Genomic DNA, 26,700 nt, shown 5'->3' with positions numbered 1-26,700 from the left:
TTATTACTTCTCCATGCTTTCTGCCATTTGAACGGCCTGATAAGCATTGACCAAACCACCCGTTCCACTGAGCTCATCAAAGCGAGTGGTCTTTTCTTCTCCGGGGAGGTTTACCTCTACGACTTCAGGTTTGTAAACTGAACTTCTCAATATTGACCTGACTTCTTTGGCTTTCAAATCCGGATAATAGGCCAGCAATAAGGCAGCCACCCCGGATACTGTGGGAGCAGCCATGCTTGTGCCGCTGTTGGATTTGTATTCAGAACCGGGAACAGTAGAATAAATATCCACACCCGGAGCAAACAAATCAACCCTTTCCTTGCTGAAATTGGAAAAATCGGCAGGCAGGTTCTCCCCATCCAGGGACGATGAGGCTCCTACTTCCAGCCAGGAGTTGGATTCCCCTCTCCTCTCATACCAGCGGTTCGGAAAATTATTGTCCGGATTGATTTCTTTGGCACTGTTGCCGGCCGCATGGATCAGCAATACTCCTTTTCTGGCAGCATATTTTACCGCCTTGTCTACCTGTTTTTTACCGGGAGAATAAGATTTACCAAAACTCATGTTGATGATATGGGCACCATTGTCAACAGCATAACGGATGGCATTGGCGATGTCTTTATCTCTTTCGTCCCCATTGGGTACTGCCCTAATGGCCATGATCAACACATGCTCAGCTATCCCATCCACACCAATGTTATTGCCTCTTTTGGCAGCTATGATACCGGCCACATGTGTACCATGTGATGGGTCTGGACCTGTGGGGTCATTGTTGCCATAATATTTTTCGGTATAATCATCGGGGTCATCACCGACTATATCCCTTGGATCAAAATCAGTATTGTAAGCATATTCGGCTTGTACTTTATAATGTTCAACTGCCTCCTTTAACATTTCCAGAATCTCATTGATGCCGGGATCCTGCAGGTTTACCATGGAAAACAATTGATTCATCATGTCCACTGCACTTGCCACTTTCTCGTCCGAGGTATCAAAATCTTTCAGGTCAGCTTTTCGAAAATTATCCAAATCAAATTTTTCTTTGAGCAATTCAGCCATCCCGGAAAAGCCCTTACTCATGTTGGAATACATGTTAAAGTTCATTTCGGCTTCCTTCTGGCTCTCCTCAAAATTGGCTTTCACCCGCTTCCAATAAGCAAATTCTTCCCTGTTTCTTCTTTTTACCTCGTCCTGCTCCATTTCTCCATACCTGGCCTTTAACCTGATGAATTCACGCGTTAATTCATGAGAATCAGCATCCACATGGCTTCCATCAGGTCCACCGATAAAATTCCATCCGTTCACATCGTCCACGTAACCATTCCCATCGTCATCAATACCATTTCCGGGAATTTCTCCTTCATTTACCCATATTTTTCCTTCCAGGTCCTCATGGTCCAGATCAATTCCAGAATCAATCACCGCAACGATTACCGTCTGTTTGGGTGATTTATCTTTTAAGATCAGGTCATAAGCTTTTTCGGTACCTGTTCCCATAAATCCATCTTCCAATGGATCAAGTAGAAACCAATTATCCGGCGTTTTGATACTGTCCCTTTCAACGACAAATCCAAAGGACGTGCCGACAAAAAAGAAGATACCCATAAAAAGGGTATAAAAATGATGTTTAAGATGAATTTTCATAAGATCGGATACTAACAATTGTCGAATTTTTTATGATGTATGGTAAAACTCATTTGTATAACGGATGAAAGTTATTAAAGATCTGAATCGGATCAAATTTCAAAAATTTTTTTGGTTGGAATTCACTTTGTACGGTAAACATATTTGTTTTAAAACAACCAGCCTGCCCTGAAACCGATGTTTTCAGCAACATGACCATGTACTTTCATGTCTGCCCCCAATCGAAACCCGGTCTTAAACTGATAGGATAAAGAATAACGCTGGTAAAACAGCTTGCCTTCCTGATATCCATCAGGCTTGCTGAGGTAATAGGCCATGCGTTGGCTAAAATCCATTTTCCCAAAAGTCAGGTGATGGGAAATAAATAGGGCCGGTATAAAACCGGATCCCTGCCTGTTGCTGCGTAAAGATTGATCCCAGGTGCTTTCCAGTCCTATACCGAGATTATTGATCCGCGAAATGGCATACATCAGATCGGCTGTAATGCCAATTGCAGGAAGTCTTCCGGAACCAGCGGGGTTATCCCTGAAAGTACCAAAACCTTCCAGAATAAAATAGCTGCGGGATTCAAATGGGGGTTTTTCAAATTCTGGAAAATCTTCATCTGTAAACCAATAACTTAAGCCAAGTCCAAAACCCGGGAAATTCATACCTCGGTTGGGTTGCCGCTGGCCGCCATTGGATATATGGTTATAGTTAAAGCCGGTATTTACTGACCAATTATCATGCAGCTGGTAGTTTATTTTGGGGCTTACCGATAATAAAAAGCTTACTGGACTGCTAAAGAAGGTGTTTTGGGGATTGGTGTTGGCATCAAAAACCCGGGTAAGGTGGGTGACGCCCATAGCTCCCCTTATGCTGATTTGCCAATCCTTTCGCCTCCATAAAATGGGTTCAAAATATCCGGATAAAAAATACGCATTTCCCAAAACTTTGGGATGATTAAAATTGGTATAACCAACAGTACCGCCCCAGTAATAGAAACAATTGCAATGCTCCCAGGCAGTTTTATTCATCGGAAGATATTCCCAATTGAATTGAAACCCCTGAGGATGGCTTTGAGATATGGGAACCAACTCTGCTGAGTGCGGAATAATCCACCCGCTTTGCCCATCCAGGCCAATTCGGGAAAGCCCCTGAGAAAAGGCTTCCATGTTCAAAAAAAGCCAAACCAGGCTTGTCAGCATAAGGTATAGATACTTTTCCATCAATTTATCTCACTGAATTCCTGTGATTTTGTTTCAATAAAAGAAAAAATCGCAGGGATCTATTGGAAAATATACCAATCTAAGCTTATTTTGCATCATCCTTTAACTTTTTACGGTATAAAGGATTTATATAGAAGAGGTAAGAGACAGGCTCGGCGACCCTCTGGCAACCTGGAAAATCCAAGGTGCCAATTCCTGCCAGATGAAAACAGTTTCATTTGGAAATATAAATTCTATAGAATGAGTTCAATTTTATATTTATTCAAGGATAAAAATTCCAAAAATTTCTTACGAGGTATTCACTGCGATTCAAGTGCTCAGATGAGCATCCCATGCCTTTGCTTCCGGCTTAAGGGAATCACCTGATGCATTTAGTATATTTATAGCTATATAATCAAAAAAATAAACCTAAAACACAACAAACATGTCAAAAGATTATCGTTTCGAAACATTACAGATTCATGCCGGTCAGGAAGCCGATCCAACGACCAATTCAAGGGCAGTGCCCATTTACCAGACCACGTCTTATGTGTTCAATTCAGCCGATCATGGGGCCAATCTCTTTGCCTTAAAGGAATTTGGAAATATCTATACCAGGATAATGAATCCTACCACGGATGTATTCGAAAAAAGAATGGCAGCTTTAGAGGGCGGGGTTGCTGCTGTGGCTACTGCATCTGGGCAGGCAGCCCAGTTTCTGGCCTTGAATAACTTCCTTACCGTAGGTGATAATTTCGTTACTTCTCCCTTTTTATATGGAGGTACCTACAATCAATTCAAAGTATCCTTTAAAAGGATAGGGATTGAAGCCAGATTTGCAAAATCAGACAAAGCCGCTGACCTGGAAGCAAAAATTGACAGTACCACCAAAGCCATATATGTTGAAACCATCGGCAATCCGGAGTTCAATGTTCCGGATTTTGAAGCGGTTGCTGCTTTGGCCAAAAAATATGACATTCCCCTGGTAGTCGATAATACCTTTGGAGCAGGCGGATATCTCTGTCAGCCCATTAAGCATGGTGCGAATATTGTCACATCTTCTGCCACCAAATGGATTGGCGGCCATGGCACATCCATAGGGGGTATCATTGTAGATGGTGGAAATTACAATTGGGGAAATGGAAAATTCCCTCAGTTCTCGGAACCTTCTGAGGGTTACCATGGTCTTAATTTCTGGCAAACCTTTGGATATGACAACCCCCTGGGCATGCCCAATGTGGCCTTTGCTATCCGTGCAAGGGTGGAAGGGCTTAGAGACTTTGGTCCGGCACCCAGCCCTTTTAATTCCTTCCTGCTAATCCAGGGCCTGGAGACGCTTTCTTTAAGGGTACAACGGACTGTAGACAATGCGCTGGCCCTTGCGCAATGGTTGGAGAAACACCCCAAGGTCAAGAAAGTAAATTACCCGGGGCTGCCCTCAAGTCCATACCATAAATTGGCAAAAAAATACCTCCCAAATGGATATGGAGGAGTTTTGAGTTTTGAATTGAAAGGGGAAAAGGAAACCGCTTCTGGCTTTATCAACAACCTGGAATTGATTTCCCATTTGGCCAATGTTGGGGATGCCAAAACGCTGATCATTCAGCCTGCGGCCACCACCCACCAGCAGCTTTCAGATGAAGCTCAGCTGGCTGCCGGAGTGACACCTACCATGTTGAGAATTTCTTGTGGTATAGAGCACTTAGATGACCTGAAAGCAGACCTAAGTGCTGCATTTGATAAAATATAGTTGTTAAAATGAACCTCCAATCGCCGCATTTGTCCATTGAAATGACCCACGAGATTTTCTATTGCAAGGAAGCCCTCCATTTGGAATCAGGAGAAATATTGCCCGAATTTCAGTTGAGCTTTACTACCCAGGGACAACTTAATAACAAAAAAGACAATGTTGTCTGGGTCTTGCATGCCCTTACAGGTGATGCCAACCCTCAGGAATGGTGGGCCGGCTTGATCGGTGAGGATAAATTCTATGATCCTTCCCGTCATTTCATCATTTGCGCCAACTTCCTGGGATCCTGTTATGGGTCAACGCAGCCCCTGAGTGTAAACCCCAAAACAGGAAAACCCTATTATTACGATTTCCCGAACCTTACTACCCGGGATATTGCTGCTTCCATGGATCAGTTGAGGCTTCACCTGGGTCTGGATCAAATTGATACGGTGATTGGAGGATCATTAGGTGGTCAGGTAGCCCTGGAATGGGCCTATACCTTGAAAGAAAGGCTAAATAATGCCATTATAATCGCTTCCAATGCCAAAGCATCTCCCTGGATCATCGGTTTTAATGAAACCCAGAGGATGGCCATTGAATCTGACCAAACCTGGGGCAGTATGGATGCTGAAGCGGGAAAAAAAGGTTTGGAAACAGCCAGGGCCATAGGCATGCTCAGCTACAGGCATCCGCAGACATTTATTCAGCATCAAAGTGAAACCGAGGAAAAAAGAGATAACTTCAAAATCAGCAGTTACCTGCGCTATCAGGGCATGAAATTGGCAAACCGGTTCAATGCCCTTTCATACTGGACCCTATCCAAAGCCATGGATAGCCATGACCTGGGAAGAGCCAGAGGGGGGACTGCAGCTGCTTTGGCTAAAATCCGATGCAGGGTGCTCTCCATTGGAATTGATACGGACCTGTTGTTTACCTGCGTAGAGTCCCGGTTTATCAGTCTGCATGTACCCAAGGGAACCTACAGGGAAATCAGTTCCCTTTATGGACATGATGCTTTCCTGATAGAATACGAACAACTTCAATACATCTTACAATCTTTTTATTTGGAAAATAACCATTCCATAAGGACCTGAATAGCATGATTCCCTACACCGGTATTAAAGAAACCTGCCTGTATATTGACGACCTTCAAAAGGCAATTGAATTTTACCAGGGATTACTGGAAATGCCCCTGATTTCAATAGTGGAGGAAAGGCATGTTTTTTTTAGATGCGGCTCAACTGTTTTGCTTTGTTTTTTGCCTGAGGTAACCAAAGAAGAATCCACATTACCCCCACATTTTGCCTATGGCAAGCAACACCTTGCATTTGAAGTACCGGCCGGAGACTTCCAGAAAACAAAAGACCTGCTGATCAACAAGGGTATTGCCATTACCCATACCCAGGACTGGGGGAATAATCAGAACAGCATTTATTTTGACGATCCATTTGGCCATGTGCTGGAAATCGTACCGAAGGGTATTTGGGAATAAAATTTTCCAGGTGATTAATTTTTTAATGGTTATTTCACCTCATTATCTTGTGGTTTTATTTTTCTTTTCGAATATTGCAGCCATCCATTCTTTTAAACTGATAAACTGAAATGATCTACAAAACTTTATTTACGGTATGTTTTATTTGTGCCGGTATTTTATTTTGTAAAGCCCAAAATATGGAATTTCTAAAAAACAAGGTTATCGCCCACAGGGGTGCCTGGAAGGCCAGTTCCCACCCCCAAAATTCGCTGGCCTCCTTACAGGAAGCCATAGATCTGGGATGTGAAGGATCAGAATTTGATGTATGGATGACTGCCGATGGGGTACTGGTAGCCAATCATGATGCTGATCATGAAGGCATGAAGATCGAAGAAGTGACCTATGCACAATTGCTGGAATTTCCCCTGCCCAATGGAGAGAAAATACCTACTGTCGAAGCCTATATCAAACATGGCATGATGCAACATAAAACCAAGCTGATCTTTGAAATTAAACCTTCCGGAATATCCAAAGAGAGAGGGCAGCAACTTGCCGCTAAATCTGTGGAATTGGTGAAAAAATTAAAGGCTGAAAAATGGGTTGATTATATTACCTTTGACTATGACATTGGTTTAAAAGTACTGGAAATGGATCCCAATGCCAATGTTGCCTACCTGACAGGAGACAAAACTCCAGCCGATCTAAAGAAAGCCGGATTTTTTGGTTTTGATTATAACATCAATAAACTGAAAGAAAATCCCCATTGGATTCAGGAAGCACAATCTCTGGGCCTTACAGTAAATTCCTGGACCGTAAATAAGGAAGAGGACATGCGTTGGCTGCTAAACCAGAAGGTAGACTTTATTACTACAGATGAACCGGAAAAGTTGTTTACATTAATTCGGTAAAACACCTATATTTAAAATGATTGAAACCCTTACCTGACCACTGTTCTTGGTATGGCGGCAGGAAGCCTGCTAAGCATTTCATTGTTAAGCAGCTGGGTGACATTGGTAAAACTGGAAACATTGATTACACTATTATTTTGTCTTCCAATCAACACCACTTCGTCTCCAACCTTTACTTCCGGGATATGGGTGATATCCACCATAAACAAGTTCATATTGATCAGGCCAACTATCGGAGCTTTTTTGCCTTTTATCAACACCTGACCCCTATTGGACAAAGCCCGGGGATATCCATTGGAATATCCCAATGGTAAAACGGCAACTGTCATGGGCTGGGTGGCTTGAAAAGCTGTCCCGTATCCAATAAACTCTCCCTGATCCACATTTCTGATATCCATTACATCGGTTTTCCAACTAAAAATCCTCTTTAGGGAAGTGTCGGATTTTTTGTTGGTTTCATGCAGATGGGCAAAATATACATCAGGGCTTGGCCAGAAACCGTACTGTGCCACTCCTATGCGTACCATATCATAAACAGTATCCTTCATCGCAAGGGCTGCTGCAGAGCAAGCAATGTGGCGTAATTCTGGTAGAATGTTCTTTTCCTTACATATTTTAAGGGCCGCTTTATACCTCTTGTGCTGCATGTCAATTTTAAACTGGTTGGCAATACTTTCCGCTCCTCCAAAATGAGTACAAAGACCTTCAAAGTAAATCCATTCCGTATTTTTTTTCAAAAATGTCAAAGCTTTTGGAAATTCTTTCTCATGCATTCCAGTCCTGTTGGCTCCGGTTTCTACTTCTACATGTACTCTCGCGGGTTTGCCTACCTTTTTGGCTGCCTCAAGGGCTATTGGTAACCGGTCATAATTGTATACAAAAAAGCCAATATCATTCTCTATTGCCCATGGTATATCCTCTTGATAGATGATACCCATAATCACCACATGACTCTCCTTTTTGCAAACCCGCAAAACTTGTTCGGCTTCGAATGAGGAGGCCACACAAAAGTGATTGATACCGCACTTTTCTGCCATAGGCACGAAAGATTCAATCCCGTGTCCGTAGGCATTGGCCTTAACAACAGAAGAGAGGATAGGCTTTTCGCCTATCTTCTTCCTGATAAAATTGATATTACTTTTATAAGCAGATTGTTTTAATTCTATTCTTGATGAGTGTCTTACCATTTTCTTTTGGTTTCTAACCAGGTATAAGATTTTCCCCAACTTTCTTTTGCTAGTTTTTTTACTTTTTCAACCTCTTTGGCGGGCACATTGTTCATTATACCCGCTGCTTCAAGATTATTGTAGTGAAAGGCATAAGTCCTGGCTGCAAATTGGTGAAAGGGAAGTGAAGATTCACCGTGAATTTCACCTTTACCATAAACAGAAGGTTTGATATCCTGCCCCCAATCTTGCCGGCCTTCATTATTCGGATTGAGAAAATATGCCCTCAATTCCCCTGTATTGTCTTCATCTATGCGGAGCAAAGAAACAGCATGAAAGCCCAACATTTCCCCTTTTGCCGTAGTAACAAAAATTCCGACCGGATTTGGGTATACCATCCTGTGACCTCCGTTGTATTTCGGATGAAACATGGAATAAAATACCCTGACAAATCCATCAAAATCAATGATGGCATTGTACAGATAGTCGTATGCAGAGGCAAAGCCAATCTGAATCCATTGGCCATACAGGGCTGGGTTGACCCACTTGTGCGGATCCTCTCCCCTTCCCGAAGCGCGCAACATCATGTCGTTATAAATCCTGTCGAGCATGGGAACCAAAGTGACGGATACGGCATCCAGGTGATGGTCCAGAACCTGTACCAATCCCGGTTGCGTTTGAGAATATTTCACCTCCTGCCCCTCAAACCTGAAGGATAGGTCATCATATTCTGCTGCTGTTTGCACCATATGGATCAATTTGGCCGGTGCATGCTGACTCCACATGCTGATACCCCGGGCACTTTGGCAGGTGGGATTATTTCCCTGGCCTACGCCAAGTGGCTGACCCAAAATCCTGAAAAGTGACCCTATCAGGTATTGTTTAGGGGTAACCTTCTCGTGGGGCGTTCTGGTGGATTTCAAGATTCTTTTGACTACCTCAGGATGAATGGTAATCTTAGAAAGATTAAATAAACCCGAACGAACAGCTTCTCTGGCCAATACGCCGTTCTCAAGCATTTTGGCGAGCCCATACAAACATTGTGCATTGAAGGGATCAATTACCTGAACAATTAAAAAACTCACAAAATCCCTGTATTCGTGATACCTGGCTTCACCTGCCGCACTTAGCGCAAAACATGGAGGTACCAGTTCATACAATTCTTTTCTTACAAGATGAAGCAATAATACCGCATGGTATTGACTAACCAGGCCAAATTGCAACATCACTTTTCCCATTTCCTTTGCTTCATACTCAAGTTCTGCAATGGTCAGTTTATCCAATTCCTGCCGGTATTTCTGAAACGTTTTACCAGTTGTTCTTTCGGTAGGTCGGTAAATGCTCCTTTGAAATGCCAATAGATCTTCATCCTCAGGGTCATTGGGGTCCAGTTCAATTTTTTCTTTCACCAAGGCGATGATCCTTCGTTGTTTCTCTGTGACCACCGGACGTTGCTCACAGATCAATTTCAATTCCTCCGCAAGCTTTGACTTGACTTTCGAAAGTTTAACACTATTGGATAAAAAAAGAAAAAGAGAATGTACTTTTTTCAACTCATGCCCACTCATTATCAACCGGGTTTCTTCCTGAGGCTCATTGAAAACAAATTCCAGATTGTAGACGATTACCTCCTGAACAAAATTTTCGGCTTCTGCGGCACTAACTTCATCCGATTTCATTTTCCCTTTTGCAATGGCCAGCATCCTAAGCTCACTGAGCAATTCAATGGTGGAATTGGGGTGTCCACTTTTATAAGTGCCATTGACCAAAGCAGGAACCAATTTTCCCGGATGCTCCCAGGGTGAATCTTTTAAAATGCCTGCACCCACCAATTTGGGAATATTTTCGTAAATCCTGGATATTCCTTCCTCACTATCACACCAGGTATCCAATTGCCCCATTATTTTCTGGGCTTTTTGTTTGCTGGTTAGCGCTGTAGCTTCTTTGTATTCTTTGAATAACTCCTCAAAAAGCTCCTGGCTTCTCTCTACTATCTCCTGATTTTGCATGAATGGTTTAACACTTAAAATATTTACAATTGTGAAAAGAAAAAATATTGACAAACTTAGCTGTCAATATTTTTTCTACCTGATTTTACATAATGAAGAAATAAATCACTAGACTATCAAATATAACTTATTAGCTTTTACTGATTAATGATAAAAATCCACATTTTCATAGTGGAGTAATAGTTCCGTCATCCTGTCCGGATCTTCTCCCTTAAAATTAACAGTTCCGAAATGATTTCCAAACCCCTCTCTGTCACTGATTTTTTGAGTGGTCATGGGAGGTATCAAATTATGGTCCAGAAAATAAGACTCTTCTTTTAATTCCTCCGGAATAATCAGTTTGGAAATCTGATTTTTATGGGGATAAATCATGACATTTCCATAAAATTCCTTAGGCCTGGCATCCAAAGGTGGTAAAATTTCTGCTAATTCCTCTTCCGTTAAATCTGGATCGTGACAAAGGACAAAAGCAGCCAGGGCATCAAAACCATAGGCCTTACCACAAAGTTCCAATATATGTCCACCAGGAATTCTGCAGGCAGTTTCACCAAAGCTGATTTCATCATTTTCGGTCAGAAACCATTCCGGATGGATCATTCCATACTGAATACCAAAAATATCCACCAGCTTTTGCATTTCTTTCATTATTTTATCCCTTTTGGTATGCAGGTAATTGCCTTCAGGGATAAAGTTGCTGTAGCCCAGTTTTACATATTCAGTAATATTTAAAAATCTGATTTTACCACCGTGAATAAACGCTTCACATGAAAACTCTTTACCCGGCAGATGACTCTCAGCTAGGCAGGGGAAATCTTCGTCAACACATTTGTTTTCAACGTCCTTTTTGGATCGCAGCAACCGGTGACCTACCGTTCCCGCTGATGCAAAAGGTTTAATATGTACCCAGCTATCTTCTTCACCATCTATCTGAAGATTGGCCTGATTCAGCCTTTCCATAAAATTTAAGACACCTTCTTTACTATAAACTTCTTCAAATAGTCCTACACGAAGGCCGCCAATTAATGCTTTTCGCTTCATCATGGCCTTATTTCTAAACAAAAAAGCCCTGTTGAGCACCCTTGGATCGTCCCTGTAAAGTGAATTCAAAGCTCCCGCCCATTCTACAGTTTCCTCAAAAAGAGGCACGGCAACATCGGCACCAAATTCATCCAGCTTGGCTTTCAGGTCCAAAGAATTGGAAGAATCGCTCCATTCATCAAATTGATAAGAGACGAAAGGAATATTATTTTCTTTGGCATAGCCTTCAAAATCCGGGTAGGATACTACAACATAGGGTTTGTTAAGTTTTTGCATACTTTCAATTACGGGTAAACTCCAACCCATTAGTGCGAAACATTTTGCCATTTTTATATAGTTTTTTGGTTCGTTTTCTTTTACAACAAAAAACAGGCTAAAGTCAATTATAATAGAAAAATAAAAAAAATTTCCTATTTTATTTAATTCCTATCTTAAAATAATCAAAATAGAGCATTTTATTTTGCCGGTTTTCGGATATAGCCTGGAATTCGGTAAAGCGGAAACACCAGACATCTCAAAAAATGGAATACCAAAAAAAAGCAGATTGCAAATTATTGTGTGACAACATTTGTATTTTTCATTAAAAAAATAAATATTTGTATGGTTTACGATGAAAAAAGAAGCACACATAAACTACAACCCCTACCTTGCCCATAACAATCTTTTTGGGTATCCGATATTGTTTTCGAAAAAAACCCTCAGGGCAGTTTTCAGGGCATAGTCCCTATTTAATTTTTATTGTATCCTACGGAGATACGTATTTATCGACAATATTCATTAACAATCAAACCATCTTTCTAAGGGCTCAAGGGCATGCGTAATTATTACAGCCATGGGTCCAAATAATTGATACAATGGCCAATCAAAAATTTATCATTAAACCTGCCGGCGAAGAACATTGCCAATATGCTGAAACCATCACTGAAGAAATGGAACTTTCAGCCCAGGCCAGGGGTACAGGAATAGCCAAACGCTCTCCTGAGTACATCAAAACCAAAATGAAAGAAGGAAAGGCGGTCATTGCCCTTACTGCGTCCGGCCAGTGGGCAGGATTCTGCTATATTGAGGCCTGGGGTCATGGGAAATTTGTGGCCAATTCCGGATTAATTGTTTCACCTGAATTCAGAAAACACGGATTGGCCAGGGAAATAAAAAGAGAGGTATTCAAACTCAGCAGAAAGAAGTATCCTGATGCCAAAATATTTGGCCTAACCACAGGGGCTGCTGTTATGAAAATCAACTCCGAACTCGGATATTATCCCGTCAGCTATTCTGACCTTACTACAGATGACGATTTCTGGAAAGGCTGTCAAAGCTGTGTAAATTACCCAATACTCACAAGTAAAAACAGATCCAATTGCCTTTGTACAGCCATGCTTTATGAGCCAAAAAGCGTAAAAAAAGCGGAACAGAAGAAACTTTCCGCTCAATTCAACAAGAATCTTAGTCTTTTTGAGCGTTTGATCAAGATCAAACGGGCCATGTTTCTTAATATTGCCAAGGGAAAAAATGCCCTGGCAAAAGTCAAAGATAAAGTAAACCAGTCTTCTTAGTCTTTTATTTGGATCTCAATAATCAACTAAAAAGCAATCAATCACATGAAACCGGGCATGAAGAGAAAGGCACACATGAGGATGATTATGAAGCATGCGAGATTCTCCCGAAAGCTGGGGACCTTTGGTTTGGGAAAAGTTATGACCTATAAAAACCAATTATAAACATATGAAAAAAGTAGTTTTAGCATACAGTGGCGGTTTGGATACTACATTTTGTGCCATCCATTTGAGTAAGGAAAAAGGGTACGAAGTGCATGCTGTATTGGTAAATACCGGAGGTTTTGAAAAAGAGGAATTAAAAGGTATTGGAGAAAGGGCCGAAAAATTAGGTGTAGCTTCATTTAAAGTTCTGGATGTGACCAGAACGTACTATGATGAGGTCATTAAATTCTTGGTTTTCGGCAATGTATTGAAAAACCAAACCTACCCACTTTCTGTAAGTGCAGAGCGAATTTTGCAGGCCAAGGCCCTGGCCGAACATGCAAAAAGTATAGGAGCCAATTGTATCGCACACGGAAGTACGGGTGCAGGTAATGATCAGGTGCGTTTTGACATGATTTTCCAAACCATCCTCCCGGATGTGGAAATCATCACTCCTATAAGAGATCTCAAACTTAGCAGGGAAGAAGAAATAAACTTCCTTAAGAAGCACGGAGTAAGCATGAATTTTGAAAAAGCTGCTTATTCCATTAATAAGGGCATCTGGGGCACCTCAGTAGGAGGAAAAGAAACCCTTTCATCCGATCAGGCCTTGCCAGAGGAAGCTTATCCTACTCAGGTGAGCAAAACTGATTCCGAGACCATCAGCATTGGATTTGAAAAAGGAGAAATAACGCGGGTTAACGGGCAACTGTTCAGCCATCCTGTAGAAGCCATTTTAAAGGTCCAGGAAATAGCAGGACCATTTGGTATAGGCAGGGACATCCATGTGGGGGATACCATCATTGGAATCAAGGGAAGAGTTGGCTTTGAAGCCGCCGCACCCATGCTCATCATCAAAGCCCACCAGCTATTGGAAAAACATACCCTCACCAAATGGCAGGGTTACTGGAAAAATCAGCTGGCCGAGTTCTATGGCAACCACCTGCATGAAGGACATTACCTGGATCCGGTCATGCGCAATTTGGAAAGTTTTATGGCCAGCACCCAGACTTACGTTAGCGGGGAAGTCAAAATTCAGCTGCATCCCTATCGATTCAGTATGATTGGTATCAACTCCAAACATGACCTGATGTCCTCCAAATTTGGCAGTTATGGGGAAATGAACAAAGGTTATACCGCAGAGGATGTCAAAGGTTTCACCAAAATATTTGGCAACCAGACAGCTATTTTTTATCAGGTTAATCAAAATCATGCTCATGAAGACCATTAGAACGGGAATTGTCGGTGCGGCCGGATATACAGGTGGTGAATTGGTGAGGCTTCTGGTGCATCATCCTCATGTTGAACTAGTCTGGATCCACAGCAACAGCCAGAAAGGTAAAAAACTGGAGGAGGTCCACCCGGATCTGATTGGTGATGCCTCTCTTGTATTCACAGACCAGGTTGACAGCAATAACCTGGACCTGGTTTTTCTTTGTTTGCCTCATGGAGAAGCAAAACCATTTCTGGAAAAACAATCCTTTGCTGAAAAGACAGTGATTATCGACCTGAGTACGGATTTCAGGGATGAGTCAAACGGTTTTGTTTACGGCTTGCCTGAAACCAATAAAAATCAAATTCAGCAGGCTATAAAAATAGCTAACCCGGGATGCTTTGCCACCTGCATACAATTGGCAGTGGCCCCGGCCATTAAAAAGGGATGGGTTCAGGACAACCTCCATGTGTCGGGAATTACCGGTAGCACCGGGGCAGGGAAAAGCCTAAGTGCAACCACGCATTTCAGTCACAGAAACCAAAACGTGTCAGTCTATAAGCTTTTTACCCACCAGCACCTCAAAGAAATCAATCAGACTTTTGGCAAGCTGAATACAGGTTTTGATAAGCAGGTGCTGTTTGTACCCTACAGGGGTAATTTCACCAGAGGGATTTGGGTAACAGCCTATTTTCCATTCGAAGGCTCTTTGGAGGAGGCTTATCAGGTCTACGGGGACTTTTATCAGAATGCTGCCTATACCCATGTCAGCAAAAATGATATCGACCTCAAGCAGGTAGTCAACACCAATAAATGTCTGGTGCATCTTAAAAAGGAAGCTGGTCAATTGGTGGCCTATGCAGCCATTGATAACTTATTGAAAGGGGCCTCTGGTCAGGCAGTGCAAAACATGAACCTTGCCTTTGGATTGGAGGAAAAAGCAGGTTTGCAATTAAAAAGCGTTGCATTTTAATGATTTACGTCCCCTGTAGATAGAGCGGAAAAGCTCTTATCTTCCATTTAAACTTACACAAAAAAATGCAATTATTTGATGTCTATCCATTGATGAATGTAACGCCCGAGAAGGCGGAAGGGGTATATATTTGGGACCGAGAAGGCCGGAAATACCTGGACCTGTATGGTGGCCATGCGGTGATTTCTATAGGACACAGCCATCCTCATTTTGTCTCCCGGATAAACGAACAATTGGGAAAAATAGCCTTTTATTCCAATTCGGTAAATATACCGATTCAAAAAGATCTCGCAGGAAAATTAGGTGAATTATCCGGACTGCCGGATTACCAGCTATTCTTGTGTAACTCGGGTGCCGAAGCAAATGAAAACGCACTCAAATTGGCCTCTTTTGCCACAGGAAAATCAGGTGTGATCGCTTTTAAAGGAGCTTTTCATGGTCGAACTTCCGGAGCAGTAGCTGTTACGGACAACCCCAATATTAGGTCTCCTTTCAATGCTGGCCACCAGGTATATTTTGAAAGGTCCGGTGATTTAGCCGGAGTAGAAAAGCAACTCAAAAGCAAAGATATTGCGGCGATCATTGTTGAGGCCATACAAGGGGTAAATGGAATTCAGGTGGCCGAACCGGATTTTTTGACAGGTTTGGCCAGGTTGGCCAGACAATACGGAGCCAAATTGATTTTGGATGAGGTACAGACTGGCCATGGACGGACAGGTAAATTTTTTGCCCACCAATGGACGGACGGACTGGAGCCTGATTTAATCACCATGGCCAAAGGCATGGGCAATGGTTTCCCCATAGGTGGGGTTCTGATCCATCCTGATATTCAGGCAAAATATGGGATGTTGGGAACGACCTTTGGCGGCAACCACCTCGCCTGTGCGGCAGGGTTGGCTGTACTGGAAGTCATGGAGTCAGAAAACCTGATGGAAAATGCTGCTTCTCAGGGAAGTTCCCTGATCAAGGCATTGAGCAGGGTTTCATCTGAAATTACCGGAGTGAGGGGAAAAGGTTTGATGATTGGCTTTGATTTGAAACAAGAGGCTGCGGCCTACCGTTCTGAGCTTATGGTGAAACATGCCATATTTACAGGTAGTGCCGCCGGAAAACATACCATTCGTCTGCTACCCCCACTTGGTATTCAACAAGAAGAGTTGCAATTATTTATCAATAGTCTGGAATCAACCATCAACCAGAAAGAGACCGTTTAACAAAATGAATAGATTCACCCAATTTGAAAACAAAACCATCGCCGAAACATTGATCGAAAAGGCCTTGGAATTTAAGGCTAATCCTCTAAAAAGCAATACAAAAGGGCAGGGAAAGCGGCTAGGATTGATTTTTTTAAACCCAAGTTTGCGAACCAGGGTCAGCACCCAATTGGCCGCTACCAATCTTGGAGTGGATAGCTTCGTATTGAACATGGACAAAGAGACATGGGCCCTGGAAATGCAGGACGGGGTACTGATGAATAAAAACAAGGTGGAACACATCAAGGATGCCGCTGCTGTCCTGGGTGGATATTTTGACATGCTGGCCATTCGGGCTTTCCCCACCTTGACAAACAAAGAAGAAGATACAGAAGATTTCACTATCAATCAGTTTATCAAATATTCAGGTATTCCTGTGATCAGCCTGGAAAGTGCCATAAGGCATCCTCTACAAAGCCTGGCAGACATGGTTAGCATCAGGGAAAGTTTTCAGGAAAAAAGAAAGCCAAAAGTAGTGCTTACCTGGGCCCCCCATATCAAATCCATCCCCCATGCCGTTGCCAATTCATTTTCTGAATGGGCATTGGGATGTGGGCATGACCTCACCATTACCCATCCGGTGGGTTATGAACTTGATGAACAATTTACCCAGGGAGCTACCATTGAATACAATCAAAAAAAGGCTCTGGAGGATGCGGATTTTGTATATGTGAAAAACTGGAGTGCATTCAATCCCTATGGAAAAATCCTTAAAGTAGACGAAAACTGGTTGCTCAAAGAAAGCACTTTAGGCAATAACCAACAGGCCAAAATAATGCATTGTCTTCCTGTCAGAAGAAATTTAGAACTCAGTGATGAAATATTGGATGGAAAACGCAGTCTGGTCCAAACTCAGGCAAAAAACAGAATTTTTGCCGCCCAGGCTGTCATTGACACGATGATCTAAACCAAATAAACCAATGGACATTAGTGTAATCAAAATAGGGGGTAACGTCATAGATCATCCTGATAAATCCAACCATTTTCTTAAACTATTCGCCAAATTTCCCGGGACCAAAATACTTGTTCACGGAGGTGGGGTGATGGCCAGCAGAATAGGAAAATCTCTGGGCATAGCACCAAAAATGCATCTTGGAAGAAGGATTACGGATAAGGATACACTAGATGTAGTGACCATGGTGTATGCGGGCCTGATCAATAAAAACCTGGTGGCTCAGCTGCAAGCATATGGACAGAATGCCATCGGACTTACCGGTGCAGACGGCAATGCCATTAAATCGGTAAAAAGACCTGTAAAGGAAGTAGATTTTGGATTTGTAGGAGATGTGGAAAGTGTCAATACAGCCCTATTGGAATCTCTGATGAAGCAAAACATTGCCCCTGTATTCTGCGCCATTACCCACAACAGAAAGGGGCAGTTGCTCAATACCAATGCGGATACCATCGCCTCGGAAATTGCTACTGCACTGGCCAAAATACATCGGGTAAAACTTTATTTTTGTTTTGACAAGACGGGAGTACTCATGGATCCCGAAAATGAAGCCTCCCTGATTCCTCTGATCAATGAGGATATTTATAAAGAATTGATGAAGGATAAAATCATTCATTCAGGAATGATTCCCAAATTGGAAAACGCCTTTAACGCCATTAATAAAGGAGTGAATCACGTTTGGATGGGTTTGCCGGAAAACTTACTTTTGGCCTCCAGGGGTAAAAATGCAGGCACTATCATAGAATCCCTAAAATATGATTTGTATTAACTCACTTCCGCTTTTAAATACCTATCTGGCTTGGAAAATTTAGATATTATAAAAAAAGAGGCCTTACACTTACTAAAAGAACTTATCAGGACACCTTCTTTGAGTAAATCCGAAGACAAAACTGCTGATATACTCCAGGCTTTTCTAAAAGAAAAGAAAGTTGGCACCCATCGAAAAGGCAATAATATCTGGGCATTCCATAGGGATTATGACTCATCTCTTCCCACTGTCATGCTCAATTCTCATCATGATACCGTCAAACCCAATCAGGGATATACCCTCGACCCCTATAATCCTCTCACATCAGCCGGAAAATTGTTTGGACTTGGGTCCAATGATGCCGGGGGATGTCTGGTGAGTTTGCTGGCTACTTTTGTTTATTTCCTTGGCAGACCACTGCCTGTCAATTTGTTGTTTGTAGCTTCGGCAGAAGAAGAAATCAGCGGCAAGGGAGGAATGGAATCCCTGATTCCATTCCTCCCTGAAATGGCCTGTGCCATAGTAGGCGAACCAACAGAGATGAAAATGGCAGTGGCCGAAAAGGGTCTAATGGTTGTAGACGCAACCGTGAAGGGCAAAGCAGGTCATGCTGCCAGGGAAGAAGGCGTTAATGCCATCTATGAGGCCTTGGATGATTTAATTGCCATAAAGGGCTTTAAATTTAAAAAAGTCTCCCCCTTTCTGGGACCCAATAAAGTATCTGCCACCATTATTCATGCAGGATCTCAACACAATGTTGTTCCAGACCAATGCACCTATACCCTGGATGTGCGGGTAACAGATGCCTACAGTCTGGAAGAAGCTTTGAAAGAACTTCAACAGGAATTAAAAGCCGAACTTCAGCCCCGCTCACTGCGGCTTAACTCTTCTCATATTGACGAACACCACCCCATGGTTAGGGCAGGGAAATCTTTGCAGTTGGAAACCTTCGGAAGTCCTACCTTATCAGATCAGGCCCTGATCCCCTACCCTTCGGTAAAAATCGGTCCGGGAGATTCTGCCAGATCACACAGTCCTGACGAGTTCATCTATATTGAAGAAATAAATCAGGGCATATCCATTTACATCAACCTGTTGGAAACCTATTTTTCCATACTAAACCAACCCAAAAAATGAAACTTTGGCAAAAAGACAAAACCAGCAAAAAGGAAGTTGAAACCTTTACCATAGGCAGGGATCCGGAGTTTGATCTTATATTAGCACCTTTTGATGTAAGCGGATCCATGGCACATGCCCATATGTTGGCTTCAATAGGCCTGTTGACCGAAAAAGAACTGCAGGTACTGATTAAAGGGCTTAAGGAAATCCGGGAAGAAATACGAAAAGGCATATTTACCATTGCTCCAGGCGTGGAGGATGTGCACAGCCAGGTAGAATTTTTGTTGACAGAACGCTATGGCGATATAGGCAAAAAACTCCATAGCGGAAGGTCTAGAAATGACCAGGTTTTGGTGGATTTGAAGCTGTATTACCGGCATGCTATCCAGCAAACCGTAGAGGAAACCCAAAACCTATTTGATTTATTGGTGGACCTTGCCGAAAAGCACAAGGATGACCTGATGCCTGGCTATACGCACACCCAGTTGGCCATGCCTTCCTCTTTTGGACTTTGGTTTGGTTCCCTGGCCGAAGGATTGGCAGAGGACATGCATCTTTGGCAATCGGCCTATGCTTTGGTCAATCGCAATCCTTTGGGCTCAGCAGCGGGATATGGCTCCTCCTTTCCTTTAAACAGAACCATGACTACTGAATTACTGGGCTTCGCTGACATGCATTACAATGTGATCAACGCCCAGAATAGCCGGGGAAAGACTGAAAAATTCCTATCCTTCGCGCTTGCTGGTACAGCCGGAACTTTAAACCGCCTGGCTACAGATGCCATCATGTACATGAACCAGCACTTTGGTTTTATCCATTTTCCGGATGAACTGACCACTGGTTCCAGTATCATGCCGCACAAGAAAAATCCGGATGTATTTGAACTGATCAGGGCTAAAACCAACCAGATCCAGGCTTACCCTCAAAGTATCATGATGCTGTTGACCAACCTGAGTACAGGGTACCACCGGGACTTGCAATTGTTAAAAGAAACGATTTTTCCAGCCTTTGAACAATTAAATGACAGCCTGAAAATCGCCCGTTTGATGTTGGAAAACATAAAGGTTAAAAAGAATCTGCTGGACAATGATTTTTTCGCCTATTTATTTAGTGTTGAAGAAGTGAATCGTTTGGTGCTGGAAGGAATGCCCTTCAGGGATGCCTACAAAAAAGTCGGAATGGATATAGAAAAAGACAACTTCGCTCCGGGTACCAAAGTAAAACACACCCATGAGGGTAGTATTGGCAACCTCTGTTTGGAAGAAATCAAGGAGAAGATGAAGGCGTCGGGTATTGACTTTTCAAAAGCCATCCAGGCGGAAGAGAAGCTCTGGCAATAAACAGCGGCTATATAGAATCCTGAATAAGATAAACCATAAAAGAGGCCACAATATAACCTCCTAAAAAGGAAAGAAAATAAGGCCAGGTCAGGTCATATTGTTTATAGATCGTATTTTTTGCAGATTGGGTAATCTTGTTGAATTTTTTGAACTGCTTCACCGGAAACATGGAAAGAAAAAGTAGACCATAACAGCAAGTAAATATCAGGAGAGCTACAAATGTTTGCATGGCTATTTTTTTGTTATTGCAAATATAAATTCATTGGGATAGAACACAAAAATTCATCGGGTTTATCCGCTTTCAGCAGGGTAATTTTTTTTATTATAACTCTTCTGCATAAACAGGAGAAGCTCAATGCTTTAAATTGAATATATTGAAAAAGTCAAACCTCCTGTGCCGCTTTTTAAATTTATATTTCATCTTGGCATAAGTAAAATCAGGTATAATCCTAAAAGACTGAATAATAACCAATAAAATCAAAACAGTAGAGCCAATAAAGATTACATCAAAGCTAAATCCTGCATCTACAACTACACCGTATACAGCAGGTCCCACAGCAGAGCTAAGCACCATGATGGATGCAAAAATACTTCTTACCTTGCCAATAAAAGTGGCCCCAAACAATTCCACCTGCAGGGCAGACATGATGGCATTGCCAAATCCTGCTGAGGCACCCATCAAAATCATGTAAGGAAAAATGACCAGCTGATCATTGAACAACCAAATAAACAGGATGGCAAAGAGAAAGGGTATCAAATAAAATGGAAAAAATTTTCTTGCTGAAAACTTATCAATCAGGGGGCCTGCAAACAAAATGGCCATGGAGCCAGCGATGGCATAGAAGGTAAGCCCTACAGCCATCCATTCCAGTGTCCACCCCTTAAAATCAGCAATGGCAAACTGATAAAAAAACAAGCCTGTGACGGTAAAAGAAAGCACAAACAGGTTGGGAGCAAGCAACCAAAAAGAACCAGATTTGAGGATTTCCCATTGGGAAACTTCCTTTTTTGAACCATCCTTTCCTATAGCTGCAGTTTCTTCATGGACCACAAGGTTTTTTTCATCAATAAAAAAATACAGGTATATAGGCACCACTAATAAGACTATGGCCGCATTTACCATAAGGGATTCTCTCCATCCGAAAATATTGATTAATGCCACCACCAAAATGGGCAAAATAGCCTGACCAAAGGGATGCCCCAGGGAAGCCAAACTGATGGCCTTGCCCCTGCCCTTTAAAAAATACTTGGACATGCTGGTAATGGCAATATGACTAAAAAGTCCTTGTCCGGCAATTCGCAAGCCAAAAAAAGCTACCGGAAGCAGGTACCAATAATGATTTAAACTCATCAAAACCAGGGCCATTAAAAAGACCAGGGTAGCCAGGAGGGTATATTTTTTTAGGCTTATTTGATCTATGTATTTTCCAACCTGCGGCAAAAGAAAGGCACTTCCAATGGTTGCTACCATATAGTAAACACTGATCTGCGCATTTTGGAGCGAAAATTCCTCTATCAGATAAGGCACATACAAAGCCAAAAGATAGGTTTGACCATACCCGGATAAACAGGTCATCAATAGCCCGAATGCCAAAAGTCTCCTGTTTTCCAATATAAAATTCCAATAATTCATCGCAGCTGTGATTTATGCAAATTTATAAAAAGCCTTTTGGGGAAAATGGAAATATAATTTGTGAAATTACCAAAAAATACATTTACAAAAAACCAAACCAAAGAAAGATGAAAGATAATTCCTAGATATTATATAAAATGAAAGAAGAGCTTATAAGGCCTTCAGCTGGAATAATCCCAATTTGCCTACTCAAATTTGAGTATAGAAGTAAATAATTTTGATACAAAGACCTGCTTTTTTAATGGTGGACTGGTTTTTTTTTCTTTATTTAGACTTTTGTAAAAGAAAACCATTAAAAATATGACCACCGGATTCCAACACCTTCATTCCTATCTGGCATACCTCGTACTGGCAGGAATTATCTTCAGTTTTATTTTAGCACTTTTTGGAGCATTGAGCGGAAAAGAATTTGGGGAAAAAGACCGTAAATTTGGATTGATAGGAATGATACTGGCACATATACAATTATTGATAGGCATTGTCTTGTATTTTTTAAGCCCTTTGGGATTTTCAAATCTGAGTGGGGAGGCCATGGGAGATAGCTTGAGCCGCTTATATGCCTTGGAGCATCCTTTAATTAATATATTGGCAGTAGCCCTGATCACCATCGGCTATAGCAGGGCCAAAAAACTAACAGAAAGTAGAAGCCGCTTTAGAAGCATTTACATGTTTTATGGAATTGCTTTTATTCTTATTCTGAGCAGGATCCCCTGGAATGCCTGGTTGAATTAATAACTTATGGATCAAAATATCCTCCTGGACCTGGTATCCAAAAAAATGCCTTTTGGGAAATATAAAAACAAATTGATCTGTGATATCCCTGAGCATTACCTGATCTGGTTTAAAAGAAAAGGATTTCCGGAAGGAAAATTGGGCATTTGGCTGGAAACCATGTATGAAATCAGACTCAATGGCCTCGAACATCTTCTTGACAGACTCAAAACTAAATAGCAGGCAACTTGTCTTCCGCTGCCATATTGTTGCAAGAATAGATATTTAAGGATACCTTTGTAACCGAATTACGGTTTAAATCATCCTTCAGATTTGTGAAAAATATCTTTCTATTCTGTTTTTGTCTATTTCTATTCCCCATTATTTTAGTATTTGCACAAGAAAAGCAAACCTATACTGTAAAAGGAAAGGTAGTAGATGAATCGGGTGAGCCCTTGCCCGCAAGTATTCTGGTACATGAATTAGGAAAAGGGACTGCAGCATCTTTGGATGGCACATTTAGTATAAAAGGACTAAATCCTGGGAGTTACCACTTGCACATTACCCATATTGGGTACAAATCACTGACCAAAACCATTAATTTGGAATCAGAAGATTTGGAACTCAATTTTACTATGGTAGAAACTGCCATTACCCTGCAATCACTTACAATAGAAGCCAATCCCTTTAAAAACGGACCCATAGAGCAATCCCAAACCATCGAAGTGGTGGACCGGGATTTTATTGAGAAAAACAATTCAGGCACTTTCTCCAATGCATTGGAGAAACTTCCCGGCATCAGTACCATCAACACCGGAGTGGGAATCAGTAAACCCGTCATCAGGGGCATGAGTTTCAACCGTATCATGGTCAATGACAGGGGAATCAAACAGGAAGGACAGCAATGGGGAGCTGACCATGGCCTTGAAATCGACCCTTTTGATGTTGATAGGGTGGAAATTGTCAAGGGGCCTGCCTCTTTGATATATGGGTCAGATGGCATGTCCGGGGTAATTAATATTTCTCCAGCTCCACTTCCGGAAGAAGGTACCCTTCAGGGCCACCTGATCAACAGTTACCGAACCAATAACAACATGCGCAGCCATTCTGCCATGGTGGAAGGGAATGAAAATGATTTTGTTTTCAAGGCTCGGGTTACCCTACAGAATTTTCAGGATTACCGGGTGCCTGCTGATCGCTTTGTCTATGCCGGATTTGAATTGCCTGTCTATGATAACCGGCTAAAAAATACGGCAGGAAAAGAAAGACACTTTTCCTTCATGGCCGGTTTGAGAAAAGATTGGGGTAAATCCACCCTAACCATTAGTCAATTTAACCAAACAGCGGGAATATTTACAGGGGCAGTAGGTATTCCAAACAGTTACAACCTCCGGCACAATGGCTCCTATGGGAATATTGAGTACCCCAGACATGACAATATGCACTTAAAGGTCATCTCCAATACCAATATACAATTGAATAAAAACTGGTTGGAAATTGACCTGGGCTATCAAAGAAACAACAGGCTTGAAGAATCCTTGCCACATATTCATGGCGTCGGCCCCACGCCAGAAGGAAATCTTGCCCTGGCCCTGTTTTTGGATACCTATACCGCCAATGTCAGGTTCAACTACCATATTAACCAAGACCATCAATCCATCATAGGTTTCCAATCTGCATGGATGGAAAATAAATTCGGGGGTTTCGAATTCCTGCTTCCGGATTTTCAGTCTCTGAGTTCCGGCCTGTTTTATTTCCATGAATACCGTTGGCAAGACAACTTTATCGTCAACGCAGGTCTTCGTTTGGATGGAGCCATGCACGATATCCAAGCCCACTATCAACCCGTTTATGACAATTCGCTTAACCCAACAGGAGAAACCACCCAACGTAATCCCGACATCAACCGAAATTTCTTTAACCTCAGTGGCTCAACGGGATTATCCTGGATTATAGATGAAAAAAACAATTTCAAGCTAAATCTGGGAAGCAGTTACCGCATCCCTACTCCCATAGAATTGGCTACCAATGGTGTACATCATGGAAATTTCAGACATGAAGTGGGAGATGCCAATCTGAATAGCGAACGGAGTTTTCAGGCTGACTTGAATTATACCTACTCCAAAGATAATTTTCTGGTAGGCTTTAGTCCTTTTATTTCCTATTATGATGGTTATATCTACCTGGCCCCTACCGGCAGGTTTTCCACTTTACCAGCTGCAGGCACCCTTTGGGAATACCGGCAGAACGATGCCTTTTTTTCTGGCGCTGAATTAAAGTTGCAATGGGTTCTCTTCAAATCATTGAAGGCTACAATGGCAGCTGAGTACGTTTACAACTACAATCTGGATAGTGGACTTCCTCTGCCCCTGACCCCTCCTGCAAGCCTGCTTTCAGGTTTGGAATGGACCCTGCCAGCCGGTTTTTCACGCTTTTTTAAAAACGGATATATATACCTGGAATACAGGCATGTAGCAACTCAGGAAAGAGTGGATAGAAATGAACGCGTCACAGATGGTTACGGCCTGCTGGACACTGGTTTGGGATGGGAGGTACCTGTCGGAAATCAGGATTGGAAACTTCAAATCAGTGGTCAAAACCTCCTGGATACATTTTACTACAACCACCTCAGCAGATACAGGTTACTCAATCTCCCTGAACAGGGAAGAAATGTCAACATCAACCTGAAAATCCCTTTCCATATTAAATAAGCTTAATTTTTTGTTTTCAATTTTAGGAAGTTTGCCTGATATATTTTATTATTGCAACATTAATGCATTTGCAATCATATTGTACAAGTAATAGTTCTGCAATAATTTAACTCACATCCATAATGATTAACATGAAATTTAACAAACCAACGTACTTAGTTTTGGGCCTTGCATTTGCTTTTATGCTTGCTTGTGAACCGGCAGAAGAACAACCCAACGACCTGGCTGCACCTGTTATTGACCCTGCGGAAGGTAGTGATCATATAGAACCAGAAAATGGAGAGGATTATGGTGTAAATTCTGATCACATGCACGTTCGGTTTTCTGTGGAAGATCTTTCAGGTATAGGACAGGTGAGAGTTAATGTGCATGCCAATTTCGATGGACACAGCCATGCCCGGGTAAGCAATACTTTTGCCCGTCTGGATATAAATAATATTTATAGTCCAACAGCAGAAAACCCTGATTTTAGATTTCCTGAAGGAAGTACCAGGATAAACATTGATGCCTCCAGTTCTGATATTTATTGGGCTGGAACCAATTCCACTTTAAGCGGGCCTGTAATCGCCGGATCCTACGATGTGGGTATTGAGGCCACAGATATTTTTGGCAACCAAACCGGATATGCTGATGGCAGCAGCTATATTGCAACCATTCAAATCCGAACTCCTTATGCACCAGCGGTTTCTATCTCCAATCTTCATGATGGAGAGTTGGAAGCAGCCGCTGGAATGCCTCTGGAGGTTCAGGGAACAGTCTCCAGGACTGAGCATGAATTGAGCTCAGCCATTACTTTTCTCTGGATCAGGCTTGCGGAAGAAGGAGATGATCATGGCCATGATGACGATGGACACAACCACCGTGTTGCTGATGAAGATTTCTATGATAAAATGTGGGGCAGCTCCGCCTGGATAGACGAGGGAAATGGTCCTGATTTGCCGCACAACGAAATGCTGGACCTGAGTAAAATATTGACAGGAGATGATGCCATCATTGTTCCTGCAGGTGAAGATCACCTGGATTTGATCATTAGAGCAGAAGACAGCAATGGAAATACAACAGAAGAAATCTTTACCATACATGTGGAATAATAAATTGGAGGTGTTCATTTCCTCCTGAAAATAACAAAGAAAGCGCATCAATTGTGATGCGCTTTCTTTGTTATAGCTATTGGCCTAGTTAATATTGTTTG

At 42.1% G+C, this 26,700-nt stretch carries 22 protein-coding genes and 1 riboswitch; of the genes, 16 read left to right on the top strand and 6 right to left on the bottom strand.

All coding sequences use genetic code 11. From position 1 onward, the window contains the following. Positions 1 to 3: 3 nt before the first annotated feature. Together HUJ21_RS12285 and HUJ21_RS12280 are read right to left on the bottom strand one after the other, a co-directional pair. Positions 4 to 1,644: a S8 family peptidase gene (locus tag HUJ21_RS12285; protein ID WP_291370178.1), complete on the bottom strand. Its 1,641-nt coding sequence runs from the start codon at positions 1,642 to 1,644 to the stop codon at positions 4 to 6. A 149-nt stretch (positions 1,645 to 1,793) separates the two neighbouring features. Then, entirely contained in the window at positions 1,794 to 2,852 is a 1,059-nt protein-coding gene (locus tag HUJ21_RS12280; protein WP_291370176.1) for an acyloxyacyl hydrolase, read from the bottom strand. 123 nt (positions 2,853 to 2,975) lie between these two features. Continuing rightward, a riboswitch (SAM riboswitch) is annotated at positions 2,976 to 3,085 on the top strand. A 191-nt stretch (positions 3,086 to 3,276) separates the two neighbouring features. Here HUJ21_RS12280 and HUJ21_RS12275 point away from each other — a divergent pair. The 4 genes from HUJ21_RS12275 (at position 3,277) to HUJ21_RS12260 (ending at position 6,945) form a co-directional block, all read left to right on the top strand. Then, positions 3,277 to 4,581, top strand: coding sequence for an O-acetylhomoserine aminocarboxypropyltransferase/cysteine synthase (locus HUJ21_RS12275; RefSeq protein WP_291370174.1), 1,305 nt, complete (start codon positions 3,277 to 3,279; stop codon positions 4,579 to 4,581). A gap of 8 nt (positions 4,582 to 4,589) precedes the next feature. After that, complete coding sequence (metX, locus tag HUJ21_RS12270) at positions 4,590 to 5,657, top strand: homoserine O-acetyltransferase (protein ID WP_291370172.1); 1,068 nt, start codon at positions 4,590 to 4,592, stop codon at positions 5,655 to 5,657. 8 nt (positions 5,658 to 5,665) lie between these two features. Continuing rightward, positions 5,666 to 6,055 (top strand): VOC family protein, encoded by a 390-nt coding sequence (locus tag HUJ21_RS12265; RefSeq protein ID WP_291370246.1) that lies wholly within the window; start codon positions 5,666 to 5,668, stop codon positions 6,053 to 6,055. 179 nt (positions 6,056 to 6,234) lie between these two features. Beyond that, positions 6,235 to 6,945, top strand: coding sequence for a glycerophosphodiester phosphodiesterase family protein (locus HUJ21_RS12260; RefSeq protein WP_291370170.1), 711 nt, complete (start codon positions 6,235 to 6,237; stop codon positions 6,943 to 6,945). A gap of 29 nt (positions 6,946 to 6,974) precedes the next feature. Here HUJ21_RS12260 and alr read toward each other — a convergent pair whose 3' ends face one another. The 3 genes from alr to HUJ21_RS12245 all read right to left on the bottom strand — a co-directional run bounded on the left by alr (position 6,975) and on the right by HUJ21_RS12245 (position 11,485). After that, positions 6,975 to 8,132, bottom strand: coding sequence for an alanine racemase (gene alr / locus HUJ21_RS12255; protein WP_291370168.1), 1,158 nt, complete (start codon positions 8,130 to 8,132; stop codon positions 6,975 to 6,977). Beyond that, complete coding sequence (locus HUJ21_RS12250) at positions 8,126 to 10,120, bottom strand: hypothetical protein (RefSeq protein ID WP_291370166.1); 1,995 nt, start codon at positions 10,118 to 10,120, stop codon at positions 8,126 to 8,128. Before HUJ21_RS12250 ends, alr begins: the two co-directional genes overlap by 7 nt. 144 nt (positions 10,121 to 10,264) lie before the next feature. Then, the gene (locus HUJ21_RS12245; RefSeq protein WP_291370165.1) at positions 10,265 to 11,485 is read right to left on the bottom strand and encodes a carboxylate--amine ligase; all 1,221 of its coding nucleotides are present in this window, start codon (positions 11,483 to 11,485) and stop codon (positions 10,265 to 10,267) included. Between the two features lie 527 nt (positions 11,486 to 12,012). Here HUJ21_RS12245 and HUJ21_RS12240 point away from each other — a divergent pair. The 8 genes from HUJ21_RS12240 (at position 12,013) to argH (ending at position 20,453) form a co-directional block, all read left to right on the top strand. After that, on the top strand, positions 12,013 to 12,711 hold the full coding sequence (locus HUJ21_RS12240) for a GNAT family N-acetyltransferase (protein ID WP_166146984.1): 699 nt from the start codon (positions 12,013 to 12,015) through the stop codon (positions 12,709 to 12,711). A gap of 169 nt (positions 12,712 to 12,880) precedes the next feature. Further along, on the top strand, positions 12,881 to 14,086 hold the full coding sequence (gene argG / locus HUJ21_RS12235) for an argininosuccinate synthase (RefSeq protein WP_291370162.1): 1,206 nt from the start codon (positions 12,881 to 12,883) through the stop codon (positions 14,084 to 14,086). Beyond that, complete coding sequence (gene argC, locus HUJ21_RS12230; protein WP_291370160.1) at positions 14,073 to 15,041, top strand: N-acetyl-gamma-glutamyl-phosphate reductase; 969 nt, start codon at positions 14,073 to 14,075, stop codon at positions 15,039 to 15,041. Before argG ends, argC begins: the two co-directional genes overlap by 14 nt. Positions 15,042 to 15,106: 65 nt before the next feature. Next, a complete protein-coding gene (locus HUJ21_RS12225; RefSeq protein ID WP_291370159.1) occupies positions 15,107 to 16,255 on the top strand; it encodes an aminotransferase class III-fold pyridoxal phosphate-dependent enzyme in 1,149 nt (382 codons plus the stop codon). Positions 16,256 to 16,259: 4 nt separating this feature from the next. Then, complete coding sequence (locus tag HUJ21_RS12220; protein ID WP_291370157.1) at positions 16,260 to 17,201, top strand: acetylornithine carbamoyltransferase; 942 nt, start codon at positions 16,260 to 16,262, stop codon at positions 17,199 to 17,201. 13 nt (positions 17,202 to 17,214) lie between these two features. After that, entirely contained in the window at positions 17,215 to 18,015 is an 801-nt protein-coding gene (gene argB, locus HUJ21_RS12215; RefSeq protein ID WP_291370155.1) for an acetylglutamate kinase, read from the top strand. Positions 18,016 to 18,045: 30 nt separating this feature from the next. Beyond that, complete coding sequence (locus HUJ21_RS12210; protein WP_291370153.1) at positions 18,046 to 19,131, top strand: M20 family metallo-hydrolase; 1,086 nt, start codon at positions 18,046 to 18,048, stop codon at positions 19,129 to 19,131. After that, positions 19,128 to 20,453 (top strand): argininosuccinate lyase, encoded by a 1,326-nt coding sequence (gene argH, locus HUJ21_RS12205; RefSeq protein WP_291370152.1) that lies wholly within the window; start codon positions 19,128 to 19,130, stop codon positions 20,451 to 20,453. Before HUJ21_RS12210 ends, argH begins: the two co-directional genes overlap by 4 nt. A gap of 352 nt (positions 20,454 to 20,805) precedes the next feature. On the opposite strand, the gene HUJ21_RS12200 is transcribed toward argH, so the two are convergent. Next, positions 20,806 to 22,086, bottom strand: a complete 1,281-nt coding sequence (locus HUJ21_RS12200) for an MFS transporter (RefSeq protein ID WP_291370150.1) — start codon at positions 22,084 to 22,086, stop codon at positions 20,806 to 20,808. Positions 22,087 to 22,386: 300 nt separating this feature from the next. Between HUJ21_RS12200 and HUJ21_RS12195 the strand changes: the two genes are divergently transcribed. From HUJ21_RS12195 to HUJ21_RS12180, 4 genes are all read left to right on the top strand, one after another. Continuing rightward, positions 22,387 to 22,818 (top strand): hypothetical protein, encoded by a 432-nt coding sequence (locus HUJ21_RS12195; protein WP_291370148.1) that lies wholly within the window; start codon positions 22,387 to 22,389, stop codon positions 22,816 to 22,818. Positions 22,819 to 22,824: 6 nt separating this feature from the next. Next, positions 22,825 to 23,037 (top strand): DUF3820 family protein, encoded by a 213-nt coding sequence (locus HUJ21_RS12190; RefSeq protein ID WP_166146966.1) that lies wholly within the window; start codon positions 22,825 to 22,827, stop codon positions 23,035 to 23,037. A 95-nt stretch (positions 23,038 to 23,132) separates the two neighbouring features. Further along, the gene (locus HUJ21_RS12185) at positions 23,133 to 25,508 is read left to right on the top strand and encodes a TonB-dependent receptor (RefSeq protein ID WP_291370146.1); all 2,376 of its coding nucleotides are present in this window, start codon (positions 23,133 to 23,135) and stop codon (positions 25,506 to 25,508) included. A gap of 131 nt (positions 25,509 to 25,639) precedes the next feature. Continuing rightward, the gene (locus HUJ21_RS12180) at positions 25,640 to 26,599 is read left to right on the top strand and encodes a DUF4625 domain-containing protein (protein ID WP_291370144.1); all 960 of its coding nucleotides are present in this window, start codon (positions 25,640 to 25,642) and stop codon (positions 26,597 to 26,599) included. Positions 26,600 to 26,700 lie beyond the last annotated feature (101 nt).

Source organism: Cyclobacterium sp. (assembly GCF_014762705.1).
GTDB lineage: Bacteria > Bacteroidota > Bacteroidia > Cytophagales > Cyclobacteriaceae > Cyclobacterium.
Note: the sequence above shows the minus strand (reverse complement) of the source record. Positions and strands in the feature narration are given on the sequence as shown.

Coding starts and splice junctions, on each gene's coding strand:
- argH (WP_291370152.1), top strand. CDS start 19,128: ATGAAACTTTGGCAAAAAGACAAAACCAGCAAAAAGGAAGTTGAAACC.
- HUJ21_RS12225 (WP_291370159.1), top strand. CDS start 15,107: ATGCAATTATTTGATGTCTATCCATTGATGAATGTAACGCCCGAGAAG.
- alr (WP_291370168.1), bottom strand. CDS start 8,132: ATGGTAAGACACTCATCAAGAATAGAATTAAAACAATCTGCTTATAAA.
- HUJ21_RS12260 (WP_291370170.1), top strand. CDS start 6,235: ATGGAATTTCTAAAAAACAAGGTTATCGCCCACAGGGGTGCCTGGAAG.
- metX (WP_291370172.1), top strand. CDS start 4,590: ATGAACCTCCAATCGCCGCATTTGTCCATTGAAATGACCCACGAGATT.
- argB (WP_291370155.1), top strand. CDS start 17,215: ATGGACATTAGTGTAATCAAAATAGGGGGTAACGTCATAGATCATCCT.
- argG (WP_291370162.1), top strand. CDS start 12,881: ATGAAAAAAGTAGTTTTAGCATACAGTGGCGGTTTGGATACTACATTT.
- HUJ21_RS12220 (WP_291370157.1), top strand. CDS start 16,260: ATGAATAGATTCACCCAATTTGAAAACAAAACCATCGCCGAAACATTG.
- HUJ21_RS12180 (WP_291370144.1), top strand. CDS start 25,640: ATGAAATTTAACAAACCAACGTACTTAGTTTTGGGCCTTGCATTTGCT.
- HUJ21_RS12250 (WP_291370166.1), bottom strand. CDS start 10,120: ATGCAAAATCAGGAGATAGTAGAGAGAAGCCAGGAGCTTTTTGAGGAG.
- HUJ21_RS12240 (WP_166146984.1), top strand. CDS start 12,013: ATGGCCAATCAAAAATTTATCATTAAACCTGCCGGCGAAGAACATTGC.
- HUJ21_RS12245 (WP_291370165.1), bottom strand. CDS start 11,485: ATGGCAAAATGTTTCGCACTAATGGGTTGGAGTTTACCCGTAATTGAA.
- HUJ21_RS12275 (WP_291370174.1), top strand. CDS start 3,277: ATGTCAAAAGATTATCGTTTCGAAACATTACAGATTCATGCCGGTCAG.
- HUJ21_RS12195 (WP_291370148.1), top strand. CDS start 22,387: ATGACCACCGGATTCCAACACCTTCATTCCTATCTGGCATACCTCGTA.
- HUJ21_RS12280 (WP_291370176.1), bottom strand. CDS start 2,852: ATGGAAAAGTATCTATACCTTATGCTGACAAGCCTGGTTTGGCTTTTT.
- argC (WP_291370160.1), top strand. CDS start 14,073: ATGAAGACCATTAGAACGGGAATTGTCGGTGCGGCCGGATATACAGGT.
- HUJ21_RS12190 (WP_166146966.1), top strand. CDS start 22,825: ATGGATCAAAATATCCTCCTGGACCTGGTATCCAAAAAAATGCCTTTT.
- HUJ21_RS12200 (WP_291370150.1), bottom strand. CDS start 22,086: ATGAATTATTGGAATTTTATATTGGAAAACAGGAGACTTTTGGCATTC.
- HUJ21_RS12285 (WP_291370178.1), bottom strand. CDS start 1,644: ATGAAAATTCATCTTAAACATCATTTTTATACCCTTTTTATGGGTATC.